This is a genomic window from Glycomyces sambucus, from assembly GCF_900102815.1.
GTDB lineage: Bacteria > Actinomycetota > Actinomycetes > Mycobacteriales > Micromonosporaceae > Glycomyces > Glycomyces sambucus.
In genome coordinates this window covers 425,038-446,915 of sequence record NZ_FNGF01000006.1, presented here as the reverse complement: position 1 = coordinate 446,915, position 21,878 = coordinate 425,038, and the positions used below count along the sequence as shown (strand labels likewise).

At 72.6% G+C, this 21,878-nt stretch carries 17 protein-coding genes; 8 read left to right on the top strand and 9 right to left on the bottom strand.

Annotation, left to right across the window (positions count from 1 at the left end; all coding sequences use genetic code 11):
• The 4 genes from BLS99_RS19860 to BLS99_RS19845 form a co-directional block, all read right to left on the bottom strand.
• Nucleotides 1–654 (bottom strand): hypothetical protein, encoded by a 654-nt coding sequence (locus tag BLS99_RS19860; RefSeq protein ID WP_091053440.1) that lies wholly within the window; start codon nucleotides 652–654, stop codon nucleotides 1–3.
• Nucleotides 651–3,173, bottom strand: a complete 2,523-nt coding sequence (locus BLS99_RS19855; RefSeq protein ID WP_091053439.1) for an FtsK/SpoIIIE domain-containing protein — start codon at nucleotides 3,171–3,173, stop codon at nucleotides 651–653. The genes BLS99_RS19860 and BLS99_RS19855 overlap by 4 nt, the downstream gene beginning before the upstream one ends.
• 570 nt (nucleotides 3,174–3,743) lie before the next feature.
• Nucleotides 3,744–4,412, bottom strand: coding sequence for a hypothetical protein (locus BLS99_RS19850; protein ID WP_091053438.1), 669 nt, complete (start codon nucleotides 4,410–4,412; stop codon nucleotides 3,744–3,746).
• A 351-nt stretch (nucleotides 4,413–4,763) separates the two neighbouring features.
• Complete coding sequence (locus tag BLS99_RS19845; RefSeq protein ID WP_091053437.1) at nucleotides 4,764–6,020, bottom strand: M18 family aminopeptidase; 1,257 nt, start codon at nucleotides 6,018–6,020, stop codon at nucleotides 4,764–4,766.
• Between the two features lie 83 nt (nucleotides 6,021–6,103).
• Between BLS99_RS19845 and folP the strand changes: the two genes are divergently transcribed.
• On the top strand, nucleotides 6,104–6,970 hold the full coding sequence (gene folP / locus BLS99_RS19840) for a dihydropteroate synthase (RefSeq protein ID WP_091053436.1): 867 nt from the start codon (nucleotides 6,104–6,106) through the stop codon (nucleotides 6,968–6,970).
• A gap of 84 nt (nucleotides 6,971–7,054) precedes the next feature.
• On the opposite strand, the gene BLS99_RS19835 is transcribed toward folP, so the two are convergent.
• On the bottom strand, nucleotides 7,055–7,771 hold the full coding sequence (locus tag BLS99_RS19835; protein ID WP_218126735.1) for an LOG family protein: 717 nt from the start codon (nucleotides 7,769–7,771) through the stop codon (nucleotides 7,055–7,057).
• On the bottom strand, nucleotides 7,768–8,838 hold the full coding sequence (gene dapE, locus BLS99_RS19830; RefSeq protein WP_091053434.1) for a succinyl-diaminopimelate desuccinylase: 1,071 nt from the start codon (nucleotides 8,836–8,838) through the stop codon (nucleotides 7,768–7,770). The genes BLS99_RS19835 and dapE overlap by 4 nt, the downstream gene beginning before the upstream one ends.
• Before the next feature lie 39 nt (nucleotides 8,839–8,877).
• Here dapE and BLS99_RS19825 point away from each other — a divergent pair, with 39 nt between their 5' ends.
• Nucleotides 8,878–9,807 (top strand): DapH/DapD/GlmU-related protein, encoded by a 930-nt coding sequence (locus BLS99_RS19825; protein ID WP_091053433.1) that lies wholly within the window; start codon nucleotides 8,878–8,880, stop codon nucleotides 9,805–9,807.
• Between the two features lie 158 nt (nucleotides 9,808–9,965).
• Nucleotides 9,966–10,337 (top strand): YbjQ family protein, encoded by a 372-nt coding sequence (locus tag BLS99_RS19820; RefSeq protein ID WP_091053432.1) that lies wholly within the window; start codon nucleotides 9,966–9,968, stop codon nucleotides 10,335–10,337.
• Nucleotides 10,338–10,632: 295 nt separating this feature from the next.
• Here the strand turns inward: BLS99_RS19820 and BLS99_RS19815 are convergent, their stop codons facing one another.
• Complete coding sequence (locus BLS99_RS19815; RefSeq protein WP_091053431.1) at nucleotides 10,633–11,769, bottom strand: Mrp/NBP35 family ATP-binding protein; 1,137 nt, start codon at nucleotides 11,767–11,769, stop codon at nucleotides 10,633–10,635.
• An 88-nt stretch (nucleotides 11,770–11,857) separates the two neighbouring features.
• Between BLS99_RS19815 and BLS99_RS19810 the strand changes: the two genes are divergently transcribed.
• Complete coding sequence (locus tag BLS99_RS19810; RefSeq protein WP_091053430.1) at nucleotides 11,858–12,697, top strand: PhzF family phenazine biosynthesis protein; 840 nt, start codon at nucleotides 11,858–11,860, stop codon at nucleotides 12,695–12,697.
• 255 nt (nucleotides 12,698–12,952) lie between these two features.
• Here the strand turns inward: BLS99_RS19810 and amrA are convergent, their stop codons facing one another.
• The gene (gene amrA, locus BLS99_RS19805; protein ID WP_091053429.1) at nucleotides 12,953–13,555 is read right to left on the bottom strand and encodes an AmmeMemoRadiSam system protein A; all 603 of its coding nucleotides are present in this window, start codon (nucleotides 13,553–13,555) and stop codon (nucleotides 12,953–12,955) included.
• Between the two features lie 718 nt (nucleotides 13,556–14,273).
• Between amrA and BLS99_RS19800 the strand changes: the two genes are divergently transcribed.
• On the top strand, nucleotides 14,274–14,957 hold the full coding sequence (locus BLS99_RS19800) for an SDR family NAD(P)-dependent oxidoreductase (RefSeq protein ID WP_425432628.1): 684 nt from the start codon (nucleotides 14,274–14,276) through the stop codon (nucleotides 14,955–14,957).
• A gap of 446 nt (nucleotides 14,958–15,403) precedes the next feature.
• On the top strand, nucleotides 15,404–16,048 hold the full coding sequence (locus BLS99_RS19795; protein ID WP_245712330.1) for a vitamin K epoxide reductase family protein: 645 nt from the start codon (nucleotides 15,404–15,406) through the stop codon (nucleotides 16,046–16,048).
• A gap of 131 nt (nucleotides 16,049–16,179) precedes the next feature.
• Here BLS99_RS19795 and cysC read toward each other — a convergent pair whose 3' ends face one another.
• The gene (gene cysC, locus BLS99_RS19790; RefSeq protein WP_091053427.1) at nucleotides 16,180–17,724 is read right to left on the bottom strand and encodes an adenylyl-sulfate kinase; all 1,545 of its coding nucleotides are present in this window, start codon (nucleotides 17,722–17,724) and stop codon (nucleotides 16,180–16,182) included.
• A 343-nt stretch (nucleotides 17,725–18,067) separates the two neighbouring features.
• Between cysC and ppc the strand changes: the two genes are divergently transcribed.
• Both ppc and BLS99_RS19780 read left to right on the top strand, forming a co-directional pair.
• Complete coding sequence (ppc, locus tag BLS99_RS19785) at nucleotides 18,068–20,827, top strand: phosphoenolpyruvate carboxylase (protein ID WP_091053426.1); 2,760 nt, start codon at nucleotides 18,068–18,070, stop codon at nucleotides 20,825–20,827.
• Nucleotides 20,828–20,972: 145 nt separating this feature from the next.
• Entirely contained in the window at nucleotides 20,973–21,794 is an 822-nt protein-coding gene (locus BLS99_RS19780) for a TrmH family RNA methyltransferase (RefSeq protein WP_091053425.1), read from the top strand.
• Nucleotides 21,795–21,878: the final 84 nt, after the last annotated feature.

Here is a 21,878-nt window from a genome sequence, read left to right as displayed (position 1 = left end):
CTAAGCGAAGAACGCGAAATAGGCGAACAGCGCCATTGTGCAGACCGCGAGGGTCACTCCCAGACGCGGGTTGTGGGGGACGACCGCCTTCACAGGTTTGCCGCTGCGGTCGGTGAGGGGCAGCCGGGGCCGGTTGGCGGCCCCGACCAGCAGATATCCGACGAGCGCGGCCATGACGGGCGGCAGGAACATGACCCACCAGCTCGCCTCGCCGCCTCCGCCGGTGGCCGCCAGGTAGATCAGCTGCCCGATGAGGCAGGCGATCATGCAGGAGCCGTAGACGAGGAGTTCGCGGACCACGTGGTGCACGTCCGGCAGCAGCGTGGGCCGCTGGGCCGCCCGCACGGTCGCCCGCAGCGACAGCTCGGCCTCGCGCAGTGCGGTGTTCGCGTGCGCGAGGGCGGTCTCCGGTTCGTCTACGGCCGCTTCGGCCTCCTCGATCGCCGAGGTCGGCATGAGGTCGGGGGTGGACTGCCGCAGGGTCGAGCACAGCTCGGCGACCCGGGCGGTCTGCGCGTCGAGCGCGGTCCGGACCTCCTTCAGGGCCGCCTTGCGCCGCTCCAGCTTTCGCTGGGCCTGCGCGGTGCTGGCCGCGGAGTCGGCGTCGAGGCGCGCGAGCTCGTGGACGAGGTCTTCGTAGGCGCTCAGGCTCATCGGGTCTCCACGACCTCGTCGAGGCGGCCGGGCCGCACGTAGGGGACGGCGAGGGTCTCGGTGCCGGCGTGCCGGTCGATGACCAGGCAGCGGTTGGCGCGGGCGTCCCAGGACCGCTCGTAGCCGCCGGTGATCGCCGCGAGGTCGTTGGCGGCGATGTTGAGGGCGACGACGCCGGCGACGTGCTCGCGTCCGGCGGAGCCGCCGATGTCGTCGAGGAACCGCCGCGCGCCGCGCCACCAGCCGATGACGTGCGCGCCGGTGGCCGGGCCGTGGAGCAGGAGGTCGCGCAGGGTCCCGGGCTGCCCGTCGGCGCCGTCGGCGCCGAACCACACGAGGTACACGGGCCTGCCGCGCGGCGCGGTCAGGATCGTGCCGGGTTCGAGTTCGCGGCATTCGTGGCCGAGCGCCTTCAGCTCCTCCACGAGGTCCCGCGCGATCTCCTCCGCACCGGCCGCGGTGGCCGCGACCTGGAACTCGACCGCGCCCGGCTCGTGCTGGTGCGCGAGCGACACCGCGGCGGAGGTGAGCACGTCGGCGGCGACCACGGAGGTCCCGACGACGGCGAGGTGGCGGCCGGGGCTGCGGTCGAACTGGTATCCCACGGTCGACATGTGCACGTCAACGGCGCGCCCGACCAGGGCCCGCGGCGCGTGCGTCGGCGCCAGCGCCGCGAACCGCGGGTCCGAGCCCAGGTGCTGCTCGTCGAAGCCGCGGAAGACGACCGGCTCCTCGTCGGAGTCGCGCCGCTCCCACAGGTCGCGACGGAGCTGCGCGAGGAGGTCGTCGGCGCTGGAGGCGTCCGGGAACCGGCAGGTCCGGTTGCGGCCCTTGAGCCCTCCGGCGTCGTTGATGACGGCCTGCCCGACCGATTCGACCGCGGCGTCGTTGCCCTCGTCGAGGAGGTGCTTCGCGCCCGGCAGGGCCACGCGCAGCGGGAACTGGCCGAAGATCGAGTCCTTCTTGGAGTACAGGGCCTCGATGCCGGAGATCGTCTGCGACGCGAGCACGAGGTGCACCCCGTACGAGCGGCCCTTGCGCGCCAGCTCCTCCAGGTGCGCGACGGCTTCGCCCGCGAGCCGGTCGTTCCCGGCGAACAGCACGTGGAACTCGTCGACGACGGCCACGATCCGCGGCAGCCGCACGTCCGGCCGCAGCTCCCGCAGCCGCGCCAGGCGGGTCGCCCCGGCCCGCTTCATGAGTCCGGCGCGGCGCGTGAGCTCGGCGCGGAGCGCGCTGAGGACCGCCACCCCGTACTCGCGGTCGGACTCGACGCCGACGGCGCGCACGTGCGGGATCCACGACGGGTCGAGCGGCGAGGGCGTGAACTCGGTGAACGAGACGCCCTCCTTGAAGTCGAGGAGGTACAGCTCCAGCTCGTCGGGGGAGTAGCGGGTGGCGAGTCCGTAGAGGACGTCGAGGAGGAACACGGTCTTGCCGCCGCCGGTGCGCCCGCCGATGAGCCAGTGCGGGGTCGCGTCGTCGAAGGAGACCTCGACGTCGCCGCCCGCGGTGTGCCCGGCCTGGTCGCGGCCGATGACGGTGGTCAGGCCGTTGCGGCTCGACTCGGTCCACAGCTCCTCGGGCACGAGGTCGGCCACCGACAGCTCCCCGGCCTCGCGGCGCTGCCGGGCGCGGGACCCGAACACGTTGCGCGCCAGAGCGGGCGGCGGCGGGGCGTCGAGGACCACCGGCAGCGGGAGGCTGCCGAGGCGCACCTCGTCGCCGACGTCGAGGTAGGTGGCGTGCTCGATCGCGGGCAGCGGCTCGCGGTGGGGGAGGTGGCGCCAGCCGCACAGCACGAGGTGGCAGCGGGCGGAGGGCCCGGCGTGGGCGAGGGCCGCGAGGCGCTCGCGCGTGGACTTGCCGACCTCCGGCGGGAGTCCGGCGATGACGATGAGGTGGTAGGGCCGGTCGGCGATCGACTGGCCGCGCGCGGCGATGTCGCGCAGTTCGGTGAGCCGCTTCTCGGCGGCGGTGAGGACCCGGCCGAGCGCGAGGTGGTCGGTGGCGACGGGGGCCGCGATCCCGGCGTCGACCAGCGCGGTCGCGGGCGCGAACACCTGCCCGAGCGTGACGCCGTCGACCAGGGACAGTTCGAGGTTCGGGTGGGCCGCGGTGACCCGCACCAGCAGCGACTGGAGCATCCCGGCCACCCGCGGGTCGGCCGCGTCGCCGCCGCACACCAGGTGGCCCTTGCCGAGGAGGCCCGCGAGCGCGGGGAACGCGGGCGCGTCGTCGAGCAGCGCCGTGCCGATCCGCACGGCCTCCGCGTCGGGCGCCTCGGTCCGCGGCGGCGTGTTCGGGTCGGTCCGGGCGAGGTCGTCGCCGAGCCAGCCGCTCGCGGCCCCGGCCGCCGCGGCCGAGAGCCGTTCGGCCAGTTCGCTCCTGCGCCGCTCGGTGTCGTCGGCGGCGAGTCGCGAGGCCGCGTCGACCAGCAGGCGCTCGGCCCGGTCAGCGGCCCCGGCGGCTTCGCGCAGCCGCGCCGCGGCCCGCTCGAGTTCGGTCCGCCAAGTCAATGCCGCCTCCCCAGGAGTGCCGTGGACGACACCACCTTACCGGGGGACCGCGCCGCGTGAGGAGACCGGAGCGGAGCGCGAATGCGAAAGCCCCGCATGGCGACTCCGGACCGCCTCCCATTCGGAGCGAGCGAGGTGCGGGCGGTACATGCGATGCAGCCGGGGCCGACGGTCGCCGTGCGGTCGAAGGCGCCTGCGTCGGTTCGGCGGGGGCGCCCGCGACCGTGCGGTCGGCTTTCCAGCGGCGGTGCGGTCGGCCCGCCCGCAGCTGCTCGGTCCGAGAAGGCCGGTCCGATGCGTGCCACGGCGCCGCCTGTCGCGGGCCGCGCTCGACCGATGCGACCGGGAGCGCCCGCTCATCGCGGGCGGCCCGTGCCTTCTCATGCGCGACATGAACCAATACGACGCCATGAGCCGACACGACGGCACGAGTCCGCCTTTGCGCGGCCGGGTCGGCTGCTACGGCGTGATCGGCCGTCCCCATGCGATCTGGAGCGCCACCCGATACGGGCTGGAGTGCCGAGCGACCCCGGCCGGGCGCCCGCTGAGTGCGGGCGCCCGGCGGCTCGCTCACGCGTTGCCGATGGTCCAGTCGCCGTCCGCGGTGACCACGACCAGGCCCGGGCCGGCACCGGCGGGCACCTCGCCGTCGTAGGCCCCGATCTCGTTGACCAGCAAGGGCATTTCGAAGCCCTCATCGGTGTGGTACGAGAGCGTGAAGTTCGAGTCGCCGTCGTGGGTCACGTTCCAGGTCACGGCCTCGCCCTCGTACCGGAAGACGGCGTCCCCGGTGCCGGACCCGGGCAGGGCCGGCGCGTCGGCGAGCGGCGCGAGGCGCACGGTCCAGGCCCCGTCGGCGGTCACCTGGAGCCGCACCGGCTCGTTGCCGAGGTCGTACATCCCCAGGGCGGTGACGCCCTCGTAGCCGCCGATCGTGTTGACCAGCAGGTCGCCGGTGGCCTGGTTCCCCTCGTCGAGCGCGGAGACCGCGAAGTTCGCGTCGCCGTCGTGCGAAGCGGTGACCATCGCCTGCGAAGCCCCCTCGGGGAGCTCGACCACGCCGTCGCCCTCGCCGGAGAACTCGGCGGGAGCGAACGAGTCGAACGCCTCGTTGAAGAACTCGCCGTCGCCGCCTCCTTCGGAGCCGGTCTCGGCGCTCGGCGCGGAGCAGGCGAGGACGATCGCGGTCGCGGCGGCGCCGAGCGCCCACCAGGCGGCAGGACGGATGCGGGTGTTCATGTTCGGGCCTTTCGGTCAGGGGGTCTGACGGACAGGCCCAACACGCCGCCCCCGACGAGCCCGGTTGCGCCGTCCTCCCACTCCCACTCGAACGAGTGACCAGGTGGGAGGCCCATTCCACGGCAAAGGCCGCAACCCGGTTCACGCCCGGGCCGGGCCGCGATCGCGGCGATCCTTCGCATCCGATCCACTTCGGAGCGAGATCCGCGAGGAGGTCTCACTTACCAACCGCCCCAACGGCTCCGCCCGCCGCGGTTCCGTGCCTGGTCAGAGGTGCCAAAAGTAGTGTGCGGTCAGTGAAACACTGTTTCACTGACCGCACACTACTTTTGGCTGTCCTGAGCTGGGGTTCTAGTGCGCGAAGAGCCCGAGGGCCAGATCCGCGAGGTGCCCGGGGTCGTCGGCGCCGCACAGCTCGCGCGCGGAGTGCATCGAGAGGATCGGCAGGCCGACGTCCACCGTCAGGATGCCGAGCTGCGTCCCCGAGATCGGGCCGATCGTGGTGCCGCCGGGGATCGAGTTGCGGTTGACGTAGTACTGCCACGGGATGCCCGCGTGTTCGGCCGAGCGGCGGAACAGCGCCTCCTCCTCGGCGCCGCTCGCGTACCGCTGGTTCGCGCTGACCTTGATCATCGGGCCGCCCCCGGCGATCGGCCGGTGGGTCGGGTCGTGCTTCTCGGGGTAGTTCGGGTGGATCGAGTTCCCGGTGTCGGAGGACATCATCGCCGAGCGCGCGATGGTCGCCGCGTACCGCCCGAAGTCGTCGCCGGAGAGGCGCCGCAGCACGGTCTCCAGGAACGGGCTCTGCGCGCCGGAGTGGGTCATCGACCCCGTCTCCTCGTAGTTGAACGAGGCGAGCACCGGGAGGTTCGCGCCGGTGTCTTCGGCGGCGATGAGCGCCGCGACGCCCGCGTGGGTGCTGGTCAGGTTGTCCAGGCGCCAGGCCGCGAACAGCTCCTCGTCCTTGCCCAGGTACGCGGGCGCGTCGAGCGCCGCGGCGAACAGGTCGTGGCCGAGCACGTCGTCGGGGTCCACGCCCGCCTCTCCCGCGATGAACTCCAGGAACTCGCCCTCGCGCGGGCGGCCCAGGCCCCAGACCGGCGTCAGGTGGCCCTGCGCGTCGAGCGCGCGGCCCTCGTTCGCGGCGCGGTCGAGGTGGATCGCCAGGCGCGGGATGCGCAGCAGCGGCCGGTCGACGTGGACGAGCACCTCGGTGCCGTCGCGCAGGACCAGGCGGCCCGCGACGCTCAGGTCCCGGTCGAGCCAGGTCTGGTGCGGCACGCCGCCGTAGACCTCGACGGCGATCTGCTTCCAGCCCGCGCTGCCCGTGTCCGGCTTCGGCTTGACCTTGAACGTGGGGGTGTCGGTGTGGGCGCCGAAGATGCGGAACGCCTCGAACTCGCCGCGCTGGCGCCACGCGATGATCGACCCGTCGCGCACGACGTAGTACCCGCCGTCGGCGGCGGGCCACTCCTTCGTCTCGTCGAGGCGCGTGAACCCGGCCGCTTCCAGGCGCTTCCCCGCCTCCGCGCACGCGTGGTAAGGCGTGGGAGCGGCCTTGATGAACGCGGCGAGGTCGTCGGTGTGCGACCTGTCGAAGCGGGCCATGATGCTCCTCCTGGGCTCATTCACGTGTCCGCCGGCGTCGATGTTCACTGGCGGGTGGCTGGTGCGGCTGTCAGCATAGAGCCATGCGTGCTCTGAGACTTGGCCGACGGGTGTTCGACGACGGCGACTACGCGGTGATGGCGATCGTCAACCGCACGCCCGACTCGTTCTACGACGCGGGGCGGACCTTCGCGTTCGAAGCGGCCGTCGCCGCGGTGGACAGCGCGGTCGCGAACGGCGCCGACATCGTCGACATCGGCGGCGTCAAGGCCGGCGACATCGGCGCCGAGGTGACGCCCGCCGAGGAGATCGAGCGGGTCGTGCCCTTGATCGCCGCCGTCCACGACCGCCATCCCGAGCTCGTGATCTCCGTCGACACGTGGCGCGGCGAGGTCGCCCGCGAGGCGGTCGCGGCCGGGGCGGAGCTCATCAACGACACGTGGGCCGGCTGGGACCCGACGGTGATCGAGGTCGCCGCCGACACCGGCGCCGGGTTCGTCGTCTCCCACACCGGCGGACTCGCGCCGCGCACCATCGCGACCAAGGCGGTCTACGCCGACGTGGTCAAGGAGGTCCGGTCCGAGCTGGTCGACCGCGCCGAGGCCGCCGTCGCGGCGGGCGTGCGGGCCGACGGGATCCTCATCGACCCGACCCACGACTTCGGCAAGACCACGTACCACTCGCTCGACCTGACCCGGCGCCTCGGCGAACTCGCCGACACCGGCTGGCCCGTGCTGGTCGCCCTGTCCCGCAAGGACTTCGTGGGCGAGACCCTGGACCTGCCGGTGGACCGGCGCCTGAACGGGACGCTGGCGGCCACCGCGGTCTCGGCCTGGAACGGCGCGCGGGTGTTCCGCGCCCACGACGTCGCCGCCACCCGCGAAGTCCTCGACATGGTCGCGGCCATCAAGGGCGACAAGCCCCCGAAGGCCCCGCACCGGAGCCTCTGAAGGCGGCGCCGCTGCGCCGGCGCCATTGAGTCGACACCACCGAGCCCGAGCCGCTGCGGAGGCCCAGGAGGTCCGGAGGCCCGCCTACTGGTGGTGGCGCTCGGCCTTCTTCATGTGCTCGACGGCCTCGTCGAGGTCGTCGGTGACCATGAGCAGGTCCACGTCCTTGGCGTTGATCTTGCCCTGGGCCAGCATCGAGTCGCGCAGCCAGTCGACCAGGCCGCCCCAGTAGTCGGTGCCGATGAGCGCGATCGGGAACTTGCCGACCTTGCCCGTCTGCTCCAGGGTCAGCGCCTCGAACAGCTCGTCCATGGTCCCGAACCCGCCCGGCAGCGCGCAGAACCCGCACGAGTACTTCAGGAACATGACCTTGCGGACGAAGAAGTACTTGAAGTCGAGTTCGATGTGCACGAACTCGTTGATGCCCTGCTCGAACGGCAGTTCGATGCCCAGGCCGACCGACTTGACGCCGGCCTCGGCGGCGCCGCGGTTCGCGGCCTCCATCGCGCCGGGCCCGCCGCCGGTGATGACCGAGAACCCGGCCTCGCCGAGCTTGCGGCCCAGCTCGACGCCGCGCTTGTACTCCTCGGAGTCGACGGGGGTGCGCGCCGAGCCGTAGACGCCGATGGCGTCGCCCAGGTCGGCCTCCTCCATCGCGTCGAAGCCCTCGACGAACTCGGCCTGGAACTTCATCACGCGCCAGGCCGCGCGCTGCTTCCACTCCTCCTCGTGGGCGACGTCCAGCAGGTGCTGGTCCGCGGTGATGCGGTGGTCGCCGCCGATGATCCGGCGCTCGGTCATGTTGCCTCCACATAGGCTCGCAGCGCCGCCGCGCATTCGCGGATGCGCGGGATCTCGACGCGTTCGTCCTGCTTGTGGGCGAGGTTGGGGTCGCCCGGCCCGAAGTTCACCGCGGGGATACCCAGTGTCGCGAACCGCGCCACATCGGTCCAGCCCAGCTTCGCGCGGAACTCCCCGCCCGCGGCGGCCACGAACTCCGCGGCCTCGGGCCTGTCCAGGCCCGGACGGCACGACGGCGCCGTGTCCGAGACCTCGACGTCGAAGCCCGAGAACACCTCGCGCACATGGGCTTCGGCCGCGGCCTCGTCGCGGTCGGGCGCGAAGCGGAAGTTCACGTCGACCCAGCCCTCGTCGGGGATGACGTTCCCGGCGACGCCGCCGCCGATGTACACCGCGTTCAGGCCCTCGCGGTAGGTGCAGCCGTCGACCTCGACCTCGCGGGCCTCGTAGGCGTTCAGCCGCTCCAGGACCGGCGCGAGCCGGTGGATCGCGTTCTCGCCCTTCCAGGACCGCGCCGAGTGGGCCCGCTTCCCACGGGTCGTCACGCGCACCCGCATGGTGCCCTGGCACCCGGCCTCGACCAGGCCGTACGTCGGCTCCAGGAGGATCGCGAAGTCGGCGGCGAGCAGTTCGGGCCGCGACTTCGAGAGCCGGTTCAGCCCGTTAGCGTCGGCCTCGATCTCCTCGCAGTCGTAGAACGCGAAGCTCAGGTCGAACTTCGGGCGCTCCACGGTCGCGGCGATCCACAGGGCGAGCGCGGTGCCCGACTTCATGTCCGAGGTACCGAGCCCCCACATCACGTCCCCCTCGGTGCGCGTGGGGAAGTTGTCGTTCACCGGGACGGTGTCCAGGTGCCCGGCGAGCATGACCCGGCGGCCCAGGCCCAGGTCGGTGCGGGCCACGAGCGTGTTCCCGACCCGCTCGACCGTCAAGTGCCCCAGGCGCTTGAGGGCTTCCTCGACCGCGTCGCAGATCGCGGCCTCGTCGCGGGAGACGGACGGGATGTCGCACAGGGCCCTGGTCAGCGCGACCGGGTCGGCGAGGACTGCCTCACTCAAAACTGTCACATCCGCAGACGATACCCGCCGCGTGGATAGGCTCTGAGGATGAGTGAATTCCTGACTGACGCAGCCTGGGGAGTCGGCGTGGCCACGGTCGCGCCCGACGGCACGGTCCTCGACGTGTGGTTCACCCGCCTCGGCCTCGGCGAGGCCCCCACCGGCGTGGCCGCCCCGGAGCTCGACCGGGAGAACCCGACCGGCACCCGCTCCGAGGGCGTGTCGGTCCAGGTGAAGTCCCTCGCGGACGAACCGGTCGACACCGCCGACGTCTACCTGCGCCTGCACCTCCTCTCGCACCGCTTCGTCACCCCGCACACCATCAGCCTCGAAGGCATCTTCGGGCTGCTCCCGAACAACGCCTGGACCAACCACGGCCCGGTCCCGGCCGACGACGTGAACGCCGCGCGCCTGAAGCTGCGCGCCGCGGGGGAGACCCTGGAGGTCAAGTCCCTCGACAAGTTCCCGCCGATGGCCGACTACGTGACCCCGCCGGGCGTGCGCATCGCCGACGCCTCGCGCGTGCGCCTGGGCGCGCACCTCGCCGAGGGCACCACCGTCATGCACGAGGGCTTCGTGAACTTCAACGCCGGGACGCTCGGCAACTCGATGGTCGAGGGCCGCATCTCCGCCGGGGTCGTCGTGGGCGACGGCTCCGACATCGGCGGCGGCTCCTCGATCATGGGGACGCTCTCGGGCGGCGGCAAGGAGGTCATCTCCATTGGGAAGCACTGCCTCCTCGGCGCCAACGCGGGCATCGGGATCTCCTTGGGCGACAACTGCGTCGTGGCCGCGGGCTGCTACGTCACCGCCGGCTCGAAGGTGACCCTCCCCGACGGGACCGTGGTCAAGGCCGCGACCCTCTCGGGCCGCGACGACCTCCAGTTCTGGACGAACACCCAGACCGGCGTCCTCGAAGTCCGCCCGCGCTCGGGCGCGTGGGGCTCGCTCAACGCCGTCCTCCACAGTGCCCAGTAACGGGTGCCCGGTAGCGGGTGCCAGCGGGCGCCCAAGCGCCCGACCGGCCGCCGACCGGCCGTGTAGTACCTGAGTACCGCCCCTCATGCCAGAGCATGAGGGGCGTTTTCGTTCTCCGGACCGACGCGCGGCGGCCCGGATCCGCATACCGTGAACGCATGCACTATGTCGGAGAGTTCGGCGGTGCGAATCCCACCGCCTCGGGTTTCGTCGTCACCACCACCGAGCGCGTGGCCGGGTACGAGGTCGTGGACACCCACGGCGAGGTCTTCGGGCTCACGGTGCGTTCGCGGAACATGTTCTCCGACATCGGGTCGGGCTTCAAGTCGATCCTCGGCGGCGAGCTCAAGGGCCTCACCAAGGCCCTCGCGGCCTCCCGCGAGGAGGCCCTGACCCGCATGGTCGACCAGGCGAAGTCGTTGGGCGCCAACGGGGTCGTCATGATGCGCTTCGACGTGTCGGACGCCCGCGACATGGGCACCGAGGTGTGCGCGTACGGGACGGCCGTGACCGTCCGCAGAGTCTCCTGAGACCGGGCCGTCTCAGGGCAGATTCCTTTCGAGGAAACCGGGAGATAAAAGACGGCGGCACCGATCCGCGAGGACCGGTGCCGCCGTTCCGTTCGTGCTAGAGCCCGTCCGACGCCGTCGGCGCGCGGGCGAATGCGGGCGCCGTCGAGGTCCGAAGGCGCGACCGCATGGAACGCCCCTGGCCGACACCGTCGGCGCTCAGGCGCCCGCGAACCCCGCGACCGCGCGGCGCCGAGGACCTGCCCGGCCGCACCAGCGCCGGGCCCGCGTCCTGCGGACGCCTTCCAGCAGGCGCCTAGACCGGGCTCAGGCCCAGGCGCTTGCCCGCCAGCGAGACCTTGCGCACCGCGAGCTGGTCGGCGATCGAGCGGATCGCCCGCGACGCCTCGCAGTCGGGGTCGGAGATCACCAGCGGCACGCCCGAGTCGCCGCCCTCGCGGAGCTTCGGGTCGAGCGGGATCTGGCCGAGCAGCGGCACGTCGGCGCCGACGTCGCGCGTCAGCGCCTCGGCGACGGTCTTGCCGCCGCCGGAGCCGAACGGCTCGATGTGGGAGCCGTCGGGCAGCTCCATCCACGACATGTTCTCGACCACGCCCGCGAGCTTCTGGTGGGTCTGGGTCACGATCGCCCCGGCGCGCTCGGCGACCTCGGCCGCCGCCTGCTGCGGGGTGGTCACCACGACCAGCTCGGCGGTCGGCAGGAGCTGCGCCACCGAGATCGCGATGTCGCCGGTCCCGGGCGGCAGGTCGAGCAGGAGCACGTCCAGGTCGCCCCAGTACACGTCGGCGAGGAACTGCTGGAGCGCGCGGTGCAGCATCGGCCCGCGCCACACCACGGCGGTGTTCCCGGGCGTGAACATGCCGATCGAGATGACCTTCATGCCGTGCGCCTGCGGAGGCATGATCATGTCCTCGACCTGCGTGGGCGCGCCCTCGACGCCGAGCATCCGCGGGATCGAGTGCCCGTAGATGTCCGCGTCGGCGATGCCCACCGACAGGCCCTTCTGCGCGAGCGCGGCCGCGAGGTTCACCGTCATCGACGACTTGCCGACGCCGCCCTTGCCGGAGGCGATGGCGAACACGCGGGTGCGGGACTCGGGGAGGTTGAACGGGATCACGGGCTCGGCGCCGGCGTTGGGGCCGCGCAGCTTCACCTGGAGGTCGGCGCGCTGCTGCTCGCTCATGACGCCGAACTCGAGTTCGAGCTCGTCGACGCCCTCGACCCCGTCGACGGCGGCGGCGACGTCCCGCTGGAGGGTGTCGCGCATCGGGCAGCCCGCGACGGTGAGCAGGATCGTCAGGGACAGGCGCCCGCCCTCGACCGCGACGGTGTCGACCATCCCCAGCTCGGTGATCGGACGGCGGATCTCGGGGTCGTTGACGTGCGAGAGCGCTTCGTGTACGGCCTCGACGACGGCGGCGTTGTCAGACATGCCCCAATCGTAGCCAGACGCCCGCAGACGCCAATGTGAGCGTCGCCTTACCCACCGCTCGCTCAGCCAGGCGAGCTATAAGTGCGGCATGACGCTTCCGTTCGAGATCTACGACGTCTTCTCCGACCGCCCCTACGCGGGCAACCAGCTCGCCGTCGTCTACGACGGCGCCGACCTCGCCACCGACCAGATGCAGGCGATCGCCAAGGAGTTCGGCTTCTCCGAGACCGTGTTCGTGCTCCCCGCAAGCGAATCGGGGGCCGATTACCTCGCACGCATCTTCACCCCTGCGGAGGAACTGCCGTTCGCGGGCCATCCCACGATCGGCGCCGCGGTCGCCGCAGTCGCCTCCGGCCGTGTCACCGCCACCGAGGGGCGGGTGGTCCAGGAATGCGGCGCGGGCCTCATGACCGTCGCCGTCGACGGGAACGCGGCGAAGCTCACGTCCACCGCCATCGCGGTCGGCCCCGAACTCGACCGGGCGACCGCCGCGGCCGCGGTCGGCCTCGACGCCGGGAAGATCCTCGGCACCCCCAAGAACGCGAGCGCCGGGCTCGACCACAACTTCGTGCGGGTCGCCGACGCCGACGTGGCCGCCGCGGTCGACGTGCCCGGCCACCTGGAGAAGGTGTACGTCTTCAGCTTCGACCCCGAGACCTCCGCGGTGCACGCGCGCCTGTTCCACCTGGGTGTGGGGGAGGACCCGGCGACCGGCTCGGCCGCCGTGGCGCTCGGCGTGCACCTGGTCGACGCGGGCCTCATCTCCGGCGACGGCGTGCACGCCTACGAGATCGCGCAGGGCGCCGAGATCGGCCGCCCGTCCTCGCTGTACAGCGAGGTCGTGGTCGAGGCGGGTGTTCCGGTCTCGGTCTCGGTGTCCGGCTCGGCGGTCAAGACCGCAGAGGGGACGCTGGTCGCGCTGCCGTAGGACGGTTTCGCAAGCGCCCGCCGAGGCCGCAAGGTTCGGAGCAACGGTGATCCGGCGGACCTGCGACACGGGTCAGCGACGTGCCTTTGCGGAGCCCTACTGCCGATTGCCCGGCGGGCTGAACTGTTGAATGCCCGGGTGGCGTTGACCTGCCGAATGCCGAGCCGGTCCGCCGAATCGCTCTGGCGGCCCCGACTCGCCGAACGGCACCAGCGCGGCGGCGCCGTTGCGGAAAGGGGCCGCCAGGTCTTCCGATCAGGGCATCCCGACGTAGTCGACCGTGCCGTACCGCTCGGCCTCCAGGCCCTCGGGCCAGGGGGCCGAGCGGGGGTCGCCGCTCGTCCAGTAGCGGCGGGGCCAGCCGCCCTTGCGGAGCAGGGCGGCGACGAACCGCTGCGGGTCGGGCGCGGTCGCCCAGACCGAGGGCAGGAACGTGGCGCGGTGGTCGGCGTCCTTGAGCGTGAGCCCGTCCTCGCCGGGCCGCAGGCCGTCGATGAGCGCCGCGAAGTCGCGGACCGGGACCGGCTCGGACGGGGTGAGCACGGCGACCTTGACGGTGAGGCCGGGGACCTCGTCGGCGGCGACGGGCGGCAGGCGCGGGTCGCGGGCGGCCAGACGGGCGTTGCGGACCACGTCGAAGCCCAAGGGCCGCAGGGCCGTGAGGGTGCCAATGCAGCCGCGGAGGGTCCCGTCGCGCTCCAAAGTCACGAAGGTCGCGGCGCGCTCGCCGAGTGCGGGCGGCGCGTCGGCGAGGAGTTCGCGGGCCCGGGGCGGCCGCGGGCCGAACGAGCTCGCGACCGCAGTGCGGGCCAGCGCCGTCAGGACCGGCCCGAGGTCAGGGCCGGATGTCGGGTCCATCCCCCGATGGTCCCACGACCGGAACAACCGCGGGCAGCCCCCGCGCGCCCGCACGGATCTCATCGTTCAGAGCCGCGCACCGACCTCTCACGATCCAGCCCGCGCGCTCGCACGGATTTCCGTGGCCCGGCCGGGCCCGAGACCGCGAGGACCCCAGCCCCCGCGCTCGCACGGATCTCCGCGGCCCGGCCGGGCCCGAGACCGCGAGGACCCCAGCCCCGCGCTCGCACGGATGTCGGGCGCCCTCCGCGTCGACCCAATCGGCATCCGAGCGCGACTTCCGAACTCGGGTCGCGCCCGCATACTCCTTCCGATGCCGACCCATGCCCACCGGTTCCGCTGGCGATCGAGAACGCGACTTCTGCACCTGACCCCGCCCACGCCTTGCGAGCCCCACCGCGCACGCCTGCCGACGTCGGCCCCCGCCCTGTGGTTCGTTGCGGGAGAAGCCGTCCGGGGCGGTTGATCGCCCTGATGGTGCGGTTTCGCGCCGTTCGGCCCGGCGGTGGTGCGTTTGGTCGGGGCACCGTGAGAGACTGCCCGCATGAATGAACCGCGTCCGAGCCTCGAAGCGTTCGAAGACGGCCTCGCCGAGGTGATCGACCTTCCCTCCGCCGGTCAGGGCCCCTTGACCGAGCTCGGGAGGCTCCAGCAGCTCGACTCGCTCGCCGGGAAGATCGCGCTGGTGACCGGTGCGGGCGCGCCCGACGGGATCGGGATGGCGATCGCGACGCGGCTGCGGCTGGCGGGCGCGACCGTGGCGATCGTGTCGACGACCAAGCGCATCCACGAGCGGGCCGGGGAGATCGACGCGGTCGGCTTCGTGGCGGACCTGACCGACGAGGCCGAGGTGGGCGGCCTGGCCGACGCCGTGGTCGACGCGGTCGGCGAGGTCGACATCCTGGTGAACAACGCGGGCCTGACCTCGAAGACCGATCCGGCCGTGGTCAAGCCAGTCGCGCAGCTCTCCTACGAGGACTGGCGGTCGGAGCTGTCGCGGAACCTCGACACCGCGTTCCTGGTCTCGCGCGCGTTCGTGCAGCCGATGGCCGAGCGCGGCTGGGGCCGCATCGTGAACGTCGCCGCCACCGCGGGCGTGGTCAACGCCGTCCCCGCCGAAGCCGCCTACGCCGCCGCGAAGGCCGGCGTGACCGGGTTGACGAAGGCGCTGGCGACCGAGGTCGTCGCCGACGGCGTCACCGTCAACGCGATCGCCCCCGGCCTGGTCCGGACCGGGTCCTCCACAGTCCCCGAACTCCAGCAGGGCCTCGACGGACCGATGGGCCGCCCGGGCACCCCCGAGGAGGTCGCCGCCGCCGCCGTGTTCTTCTGCGCCCCTTCGGCCTCCTACGTGACCGGCCAGACCCTCGTGGTCGACGGAGGCCGCTCGCTGCGCGTCTGACCGGCCGACCTTCTACCGACTGACCCGGCTCATGCGGGGCACAGCCTCGTGCGGGGACCGGCGGACCACCGCTTAGTGCCGGACACTGCCCCGTGCGCTGCGCTGCGCCGCTCGCAGTGCCGTGCCGATGCTCGGGGCGTCGCCGCGAGCGGGAGACGCCTCGGTAGCCGCCTTCCGACAGCGCCGGCAGAAGCCGCCGTCGGGCGGCGCCGCCAGACCGTGCCTTCAGACCGTGCCTCCAGGCCGCGCCTCAGAAGACCATGCCGTCAGACGCTACTGCCGCCTGCCGCTGTTGCCGCCTTCGGACGCCGCGAGGTGCCGATCGCTTCGACGCCCGCGCGCCCGGCCCGGTTCCCGAACGTCCTGATCGCCACATTCGCCCGTCTCCGGCGCAACTCCGGTCACGGCGCGCTCGTTACCCTTTGGTGATCACATCGACGGCAACCGTGAACCAGACCCAGGGGGCGCACATGGACGAGGCGTTCGGCGAGACGGGAAGAGAGGCCCGGGGGCGCACCGTCACCGGGCTGGTCCTGCTCGTCGGGGGGCTCGTCGGCCTCGCGGCCGCGTTCGACCTCACCTACGAGCGGATCGCCTCGCTCATGGACCCCGACCACGTCATCTCCTGCGACTTCAACCCGGTGCTCTCGTGCGGCACCGTCATGAGCACCTGGCAGGCGTCGGTGTTCGGGTTCCCGAACCCGATGATCGGGCTCGCGGCGTTCCCGCTGGTGATCTTCATGGGCGTGCTGTGGCTCGCGAAGACCGAGCTGCCGCGCTGGATCGCGCTCGTGTTCAACCTCGGGACGCTCGGCGGGCTCGCGTTCGTGTCGTGGCTGATCTTCCAGTCGGTCTACAAGATCGGCGTGCTGTGCCCGTGGTGCATGGCCGTGTGGACCGTGGTCCTGCCGATCTTCTGGTTCACCACGATCCGCAACCTCCGCACCGGCGCGCTCCCCGTCGGCGAGGACTGGCGCGACGCCGTCGACGACGTGCTCCGCTTCCACTGGATCGGCCTGAGCCTGTTGTACGTCGCCGTCATCGGCATCGTCGGCACCGGCTTCTGGGACTACTGGTCCACCCTGCTGTAGACCGCCAAGACCACCGCGCCGTGAACGGAACGGGGCCCGGGCGATCCGCCCGGGCCCGTTCGCCGTTCACTGCCGTATCTGCTGCCGCATCCGGGCCCCGCGGACCCAACCCGATCGGTCCGCTTCCCGCCCTACGCGATCCGCAGCCCGATCGGTTCCAGCCAGCCGCCCTCGGAGAGGTATTCGAGCACCTGCTCGACGCCCTCGCCCACGGTGATCTCGCTCGTGTCGATCTCCAGCTCCGCGTTCGGCGGCGTCTCGTACGGGTCCGAGATCCCCGTGAACTCCGGGATCTGGCCCGAGCGCGCCTTCGCGTACAGGCCCTTGCGGTCCCGCGCCTCGCAGACCTCCAGCGGCGTGGAGACGTGCACGAGCACGAAGTCGGCGCCCGCGGCCTCGGCCATGCGCCTCGCCTCGGCCCGGTCCACCTCGTAGGGCGCGATCGGGGCGGCCATGCCGATGCCGCCGTGCCGCGCGACCTCGGCCGCGACGAAACCGATGCGGCGGATGTTCACCGACCGGTCGGCGCGCGTGAACCCGAGCCCGCTCGACAGGAGCCGGCGGACCACGTCGCCGTCGAACAGCGACACCGTCCGGGTCCCGTCCTCCAGCAGCGCCTCGTGGACGCCGCGCGAGATCGTGGACTTGCCCGAGCCCGACAGCCCCGTGAAGAACAGCACCAGGCCGCGCTGGCGCCGCGGCGGGCGGGCCTTGCGCAGCTCCGCGGCGACGCTCGGCGGGGTGTGCCACTCGGGCAGCCCGAAGCCGCGGTCGAGCATGTCGGCGATCTCGGCCTCGCTGAGCGCGGTGCGCCGGAACGGCGGCTCGATGTCCTCGATCGCGCGCCACTGGCCGTCGCGGGTGTCGTAGGCCAGCTCGCGCGGGACCATCGACCGGATGCCGTCGCCGCCGCCGAGCCCGTCCGGGCCGGTCATGAGGTGGGTCGCGCCGTACGCGGCCGCGACCTTCGCGATGAGCAGGCCGTCGCGGAGGCGGTCGCCGCGCTTGGACAGCGGGACGGTGAGGACCGTGGCGGTCGGCAGGCGGTCCTTCGCCGCGAGCACCGACCGGACCAGGGCCGCGGTGGGCAGCCGCAGCTCGCGGCCGCCGTTCGTCTCGTCCCCGGTGGGGATCATGACGAGGACGTGCGCGGCGAGGTTGTGGGCGGCGCGCGCGAGCTGCGCGAGCTGGGGCCGGTGCAGCGGCCGGTCGGCGACGAGCGCGAGCACGCGCGGCTTCGTGTACGTGGTGCGCGCCTGCTCGGGCGTGGCCCGCAGGCCCGTGAAGACCCCGTGCGCGGCGTCCGCTATCCGCCGCACCGGTCCGCCGACGCGGACCATGTCCGGGCCGAGCGCGTCGAGGCTGTGGCACTCCACGGCCGCGACCGGCGCCCCCTCGGGGTCGGTGATGCGAAGCACACGGCGCTTCGGGTCGGGGTTGTCCAGCAGCCGCGCGATCGCGATCGGGACGTCCAGGGTCACCGGCACCGGCCAGGCCGTCCCGTCCGGCAGCATCCCGGTCGTGGTCACCGCCCTCGCCTCGACCTCGCCCATGAACCCGCGCAGCGGCGCGTAGGCGCCGTACAGCAGCAGTTCCAGGTCGGCGAGTTCGTGCGGGAGCGGGGTGTGGCTCGGCGCCTCGGCGAGGATCTCATCGGGCAGTACCCAGTCAGACATCGGCGGTCGGGGTCCCTTCGCAGCGGCTCGGTCGGGGCGTCATCGGTCTCGGTCGAACCAGGGTATGCCACGGGGCCGACGCTGCACACGTTCGGCTACGCGACCGGGGGACGCGGCCCGCCCGCCGCCTGCGGCGGAGAACGCACCGCATCGTCCCGCATGGCGGACTGAGAAAGTGGCGCGCCCATTACCGGTAAGTTACGCTGACCTAGCATTTCCACCGGCTCCGCGAGCGCGCGCCGAGCCGGTTCGACTTCGACAGTGCACAGCAGTTCACCGCGGACAAGGACGTCGGCGCGAGCGGCCCCTCACGGGTTTGCCCAGACCAGCAGTGGAGACCTCCATGGACTACTACGACTCCTCCGGCGGCACCGACGACAAGCAGCTCCGGCGCGACATCAGGCGCCTGGGCAACCTGCTCGGCCAGGCGCTCGTGCGCCAGGAGGGCCCGCAGCTGCTCGAGCTCGTCGAGGAGGTGCGCGGCCTGGTCCGCCACCAGCCGGAGGCCGTCGCCTCGCGGCTCGCGAAGCTCGACGTCACCGAGGAGGTCGACCTCGCCCGCGCGTTCGCCACCTACTTCCACCTCGCGAACATCACCGAGCAGGTCCACCGCGCCCGCGACATGCGCCGCTCCCGCGCCGAGAACGGCGGCTGGCTCTCCCAGGCCCGCGCCGAGATCACCCTGGAGGACGTCCCCGCCGACCAGATCGCGGCCGCCGCCGAGCGCCTGGAGGTGCGGCCCGTGTTCACCGCGCACCCCACCGAGGCCGCGCGCCGGTCCATCCTCATCAAGCTGCGGAACATCGCCGACCTCCTCGACGCCGAGGCCGCCGAGCGGGCCGTCCTCGGCTCCGCCGACGTCGACGCCGTCAACTCGCGCCTCGCCGAGATCATCGACCTGCTGTGGCAGACCGACGAGCTGCGCGTCGAGAAGCCCGAGCCCACCGACGAGGCCCGGAACGCGATCTACTACCTCACCGACCTCTACCGCGACGCCGCCGCGCGCGTCCTCACCGACCTCAACGCGACCCTCACCGACCTCGGCGGCTCGCCCCGGCCCGGCCACGCGCCGCTGCGCTTCGGCACCTGGATCGGCGGCGACCGCGACGGCAACCCGTTCGTCACCCCCGAGGTCACCAAGCAGGTCCTGCTCATGCAGCACGAGCACGGCATCGCGGCCGCCGAGGGCGCCGTCGCCGGGCTCATCAACGAGCTGTCCGTGTCGCAGGCGGTCCGGCCCGCCTCGCAGGAGCTCCTCGACTCGGTGAACGCCGACCTCGACCGACTCGGCACCGCGATCCCCGCCCGCTACAAGCGCATCCACGCCGAGGAGCCGTACCGGCTCAAGGCCCGCGCGATCGAGGCGAAGCTCGCGAACACCCGCACCCGCCACGCCGAGGGCCTGCCCCACCGGGCCGGCCTCGACTACGCCGACGGCCGCGAGCTCATCGCCGACCTCCAGGTCATGCGCGACTCCCTCGCCCGCCAGCGCGGCCAGCTCCCCGCCAAGGGCGTGCTCGACCGCGTGCTGCGCACCGTCGCCGCGTTCGGGCTCCAGCTCGCGACCATGGACGTGCGCGAGCACTCCGAGGCGCACCACGCCGTCCTCGCCGAGCTGTACGACGCCACCGGCGAACTCGACAAGGCGTACGGCGACCTCACGCCCGTCGAGCGCGGCGAGATCCTCGCGAGCGAGCTCTCCGGGCAGCGCCCGCTCGCGCCCGCGAACGTCGAGCTGACCGAGGCCAACCGCAAGACCTTCGACGTCTTCCACGCCATCCGCGACGCCCAGGAGCAGTTCGGGAAGGCGATCGTCGAGTCGTACATCATCTCGATGACCCACGACGCCGGCGACGTCCTCGCCCCCGTGGTCCTCGCCCGCGACGCCGGGCTCATCGACGTCGCGCGCGGGCGGGCCGACATCGGATTCGTGCCGCTCCTCGAAGAGGTCGAGGAGCTGGCGAACGCCGACGCGCTCCTCGACGAGCTGCTGCGCCTGCCCGCGTACCGGGCGATCGTGGCCGCGCGCGGGAACGTCCAGGAAGTGATGCTCGGCTACTCCGACTCCAACAAGGACGCAGGGATCACCGCCAGTCAGTGGAACATCCAGGCCGCGCAGCGCCAGCTCCGCGACACCGCGCACAAGCACGGCGTGCGCCTGCGGCTGTTCCACGGCCGCGGCGGCACCATCGGCCGCGGCGGCGGCCCCACCCACGAGGCGATCCTGGCGCAGCCGTCGGGGACCCTCGACGGGGCCATCAAGATCACCGAGCAGGGCGAGGTCCTGTCCGACAAGTACACGCTGCCGGCGCTCGCCCGCGAGAACCTGGAGCTGACGGTGGCCGCGTCGCTCAAGGCGACGCTGCTGCACACCGAGCCGCGGCACCAGCCCGAGGTGCTGGCGCGCTGGTTCGACGTCATGGACCAGACGTCCGAGGCCGCGAAGGACGCCTACCGGGCGCTGACGGGCCAGGCCGGGCTCGCCGAGTACTTCTGGGCCGTGAGCCCCACGGAGCTGCTGGGCGCGTTGAACATCGGCTCGCGGCCGTCGAAGCGGCCGAACACGGACGCGGGTCTGTCGGGCCTGCGCGCGATCCCGTGGGTGTTCGGGTGGACGCAGTCGCGCCAGATCGTCCCGGGCTGGTACGGCGTGGGCTCGGGCCTGGCCGCCGCGCGTGAGGCGGGCCTGGGCGGGGACATCGCCGAGATGTACGAGAAGTGGCACTTCTTCCGCAACTTCGTCTCGAACGTGGAGATGACGCTCGCGAAGACCGACCTGTCGATCGCGGCCCAGTACGTCTCGACGCTGGTGCCCTCGCACCTCCAGTCGATCTTCGACACGATCAAGGTCGAGCACGCCAAGACCGTGGCCGAGGTCCTGGCGCTCACCGGCGGCGAGGAGCTGCTGGCCGCGAACCCGCAGCTGTCGCGGACCCTGGAGGTCCGCGACCGGTACCTCGCGCCGCTGCACCACCTCCAGGTGTCGCTGCTCAAGCGGTACCGCTCCGAGGGCGGGGCCGACGGCGACGTGGACCCGCAGCTCAAGCGGGCGCTGCTCATCACCGTCAACGGCATCGCGGCGGGCCTGCGCAACACCGGCTGACCCGCGCCGCCTCCCGGCCGCCGGCCCGCGTGCCGGACCGGGAGGCCGCGCACTGGGAATCACCTCCCAAAGCGACCGCGGGACCGGGGCGGCGCCCCGGTCCCGTGCTAGGTTCGCGCTTCCACCCGATCGAAGCGCGGAGAACATGGCGAGAAGCTTGCGAGTCAGCGTCCGGAACGCGAAGTTCCAGCAGTGGGAGACCATGCTGCGCAACCGGACCAAGCGACACCGGCTGGGGTCGTTCCTGGTCCAGGGGGTCCGGCCGATCACGATGGCCGTCGAGCACGGCTGGACCGTGCAGGAGCTGCTGTACGACGCCGACCGCCCGCGCCTGTCCGACTGGGCCCGCGGGCTCCTCGACGCCCCGCACACCGAGCGGGCCGCCGTCGCCTCGGAGCTCATGGCGGAGCTGGGGGACAAGGACGGCGAGGCGCCCGAACTCCTGGCGCAGGTGGCGATCCCGACGCGGCGGCTGTCGCAGTTGGAGTCGCGGCCGGGCTGGCTCGGGCTGGTCGTGGACCGGCCGACGAGCCCGGGGAATCTAGGCTCGCTCATCCGCTCGGCCGACGCGTTCGGCGCCGACGCGGTGGTGGTGACCGGCCGCAATGCGGCCGACCCGTTCGACCCGAAGGCGGTGCGGGCCTCCACCGGGAGCCTGTTCGCGCTGCCGGTCATCAACGCGGCCTCGGCGCACGAGGTCGCGGAGTGGGCCGGGCGCCAGGGCCACCGGCCGTCCATCGTGGGCACCGACGAGCGCGGCGAGGCGCCGCTGTCCGGGCAGGACCTGCGCGGCGCGGTGCTCCTGGTGATCGGCAACGAGACCGAGGGCATGTCGAAGGCGTGGACGGACCTCGCCGACGCCGTGGCCCGCATCCCCATGTCGCCCAAGGCCGCGTCGTCGCTGAACGCCGCGAACGCGGGCTCGGTGGCCCTCTACGAGGCCGCCAGGCAGCGCGCCGAAGGCTGACCCGGGACGCCCGGCGGCACCTCCGGCGGACGCGATCGGAACTGTCGACTCGGCGAGCCGATCCGTCCGGCCGGCACGGAGCCG